2 protein-coding genes are annotated in these 2319 nt (G+C 72.8%); one reads left to right on the forward strand and one right to left on the reverse strand.

Translation table 11 applies throughout. The features are described 5' to 3' along the window. Nucleotides 1-32 precede the first annotated feature (32 nt). Nucleotides 33-1256: an acyl-CoA dehydrogenase family protein gene (locus tag NBZ85_RS30395; RefSeq protein ID WP_261563346.1), complete on the reverse strand. Its 1224-nt coding sequence runs from the start codon at nucleotides 1254-1256 to the stop codon at nucleotides 33-35. A gap of 360 nt (nucleotides 1257-1616) precedes the next feature. Here NBZ85_RS30395 and NBZ85_RS30400 point away from each other — a divergent pair. Continuing rightward, a partial coding sequence (locus NBZ85_RS30400) for a glycerol-3-phosphate dehydrogenase/oxidase (RefSeq protein WP_438803119.1) occupies nucleotides 1617-2319 on the forward strand: 703 nt, incomplete at its 3' end.

A 2319-nucleotide genomic window follows, 5' to 3' on the forward strand; every position in this document is an offset into this window, starting at 1 on the left:
GAGCAGCGTGCCCTCGCCGAGACCGTCCGCGCCTACCTCGCCGACCGCTTCGATCTGCGGGCGGTGCGGGCGGTCGTCGACGACGAGCGGGGCAGGCCCAGCACGCGTTCGGCGACGATCGTGCGCTGCACCTGCGACGATCCACCCCAGATCGTGACCGACCTGGTCCAGAAACTCTCCTGGCGCAACGCGGTCAGGTCAAGGTCCGCGGTGGGCCGCAGCAGCGCGACCTCGGCGCCCAGCAACTCGTCGAACGTTTCGAACAGGCCCTGGTAAGCCTGCGACCACTGCAGCTTCGTCACCGACGACGCCGCCCCCAGGTCATGGCCGCGCTCGACCTCGGTGAGCACGTGCATCGCCTGGTAATGCAGGCATTCCAGCTCGACGCGGCGCCGGGCGAGCTCCTGGCGCAGCACCGGGTCGCCGTCGCGGCCCAGCGCCCGTGCCACCCGCACGATCTCGTCGTAGGCCTGCCGGTAGGCGGTGTACTGGCTGATCCCGGCCGCGCCACGCTCGAACGACAGCAACAGCATCGCCGTCGCCCAGCCGTTGCCGATCCCGCCCAGACACTGCGGCGCCGGCACCCGCACGTCGGTGAAGAAGACCTCGCCGAACTCGCTGACCCCGCTCATCTGGCGGATCGGACGCACCTCGACCCCCGGGGCGTCCATGTCGATCAGCAGCAGCGACAGGCCGCGGTGGCGGCTGCTGCCGGGCTCTGTGCGGACCATCGTGAAGATCCTGTCCCCGCGGCCGGCGAACGTGGTCCACACCTTCTGGCCGTTGACGACGTACTCGTCGCCGTCGAGCACCCCGTGGGTGCGCAGGGCGGCGAGGTCGGACCCCGCGCCCGGCTCCGAGAAGCCCTGGCACCAGATCACCTCGTTGCGCAGCATCGGCCCGATGATCTCGGCCTTCTGCCGCGGGGTGCCCACCGCCATGACGGTCGGGGCGAGGAAGACCAGACCGAGGCTGTTCACCGAGCGGGGGGCGTGGGCGCGCACCAGCTCGGAGTCGTGGATCGCCCGCATCGCCGGAGTGCCGCCGCGGCCGCCGTACTCGACCGGCCAGTCGATCCCGGCGAATCCGGCCAGCGCCTTGCGCCGCTCCCAGTCGCGGCGCAGATCGAACGCCTCGTCCTCGCCGACGGTGGCCCAGAAGCCGGGTACGGTCCAGGAGGCGGGGATGTTCGCGGCGAGCCAGGTGCGCAGCTCGGCGCGGAACTCCTCCGCCTCCGGGGGGTAGCTCAGATCCACGTGGCCAGACCCATCCTGTCGGCATGCCGCCCGCCGCGGGAGCCGGGCCCAGTCCAGACCGTAATACTCGATAACCGCGTGGTGTGCCGATCGCCGCCTTGCCGACTCCGGCGCCGCGTCGGCGTCCCCCGCCAGACGCGCGCCGTTCACCCGCGCACAGGCGCCGGTCACCGCCAGCCGGCACGATGGGGATGCGGTCGCCGCGGCACCGCCCGGACCCGCCGGCATGAACCGGGACCTGCCGCATGAACCGGGACCCGCCCGCCCGTCTGAAGGAGGACAGCCGCCTTGACGCCGACCAGGCCCGCAGCGCCGACCGCGGGCCTCGATCCCGCTCGTCGCACCGAGACGCTGCGCCGGATGCGCACCGAGATGATGGACATCGCCGTGATCGGCGGTGGGGTGACCGGCGCGGGAGTCGCGCTGGACGCCGCCACTCGCGGACTGTCGGTGGCCCTCGTCGAGGCCCGCGATCTCGCCGCCGGAACCTCCAGCCGCTCTAGCAAGCTGATCCACGGGGGGCTGCGCTACCTCGAGCAGCTCAACGCTCCGCTGGTCCGCGAGGCCCTGCGGGAACGATCCCTCATGCTGGACACCCTCGCCCCGCACCTCGTCCACAGCGTCCCGTTCCTGCTGCCGCTGACCCACCACGGCTGGGAACGCGCCTACATCGGCAGCGGCGTGCTGCTGTACGACACCCTCGGCCAGGGCCTGGCCCGCATCGCGCCGGGCGGCGACGGGACCATGCCCCACCACCGGCACCTGAGCCGCAAGGCGGCGCTGCGGGTGTTCCCGTCCCTGCGCTCCGACGCCCTCGTCGGCGCCATCCAGTACTGGGACGGCCAGGTCGACGACGCCCGGCACACCCTGTTCGTGGCGCGGACCGCGGTGCGCTACGGGGCACTCGTCGCGACCAGCGCGCGGGTCACCGGCCTGCTGCGGGAGGGCGACCGGGTCGCCGGCGTCACGGTGCGCGACCTGGAGTCCGGCGACGAGATCGCGCTGCGCGCCCGGCAGACCATCAACGCGGCCGGGGTGTGGACCGACGAGATCCAGTCGATGG

This window comes from Frankia tisae (assembly GCF_025403405.1).
Lineage (GTDB): Bacteria > Actinomycetota > Actinomycetes > Frankiales > Frankiaceae > Frankia > Frankia tisai.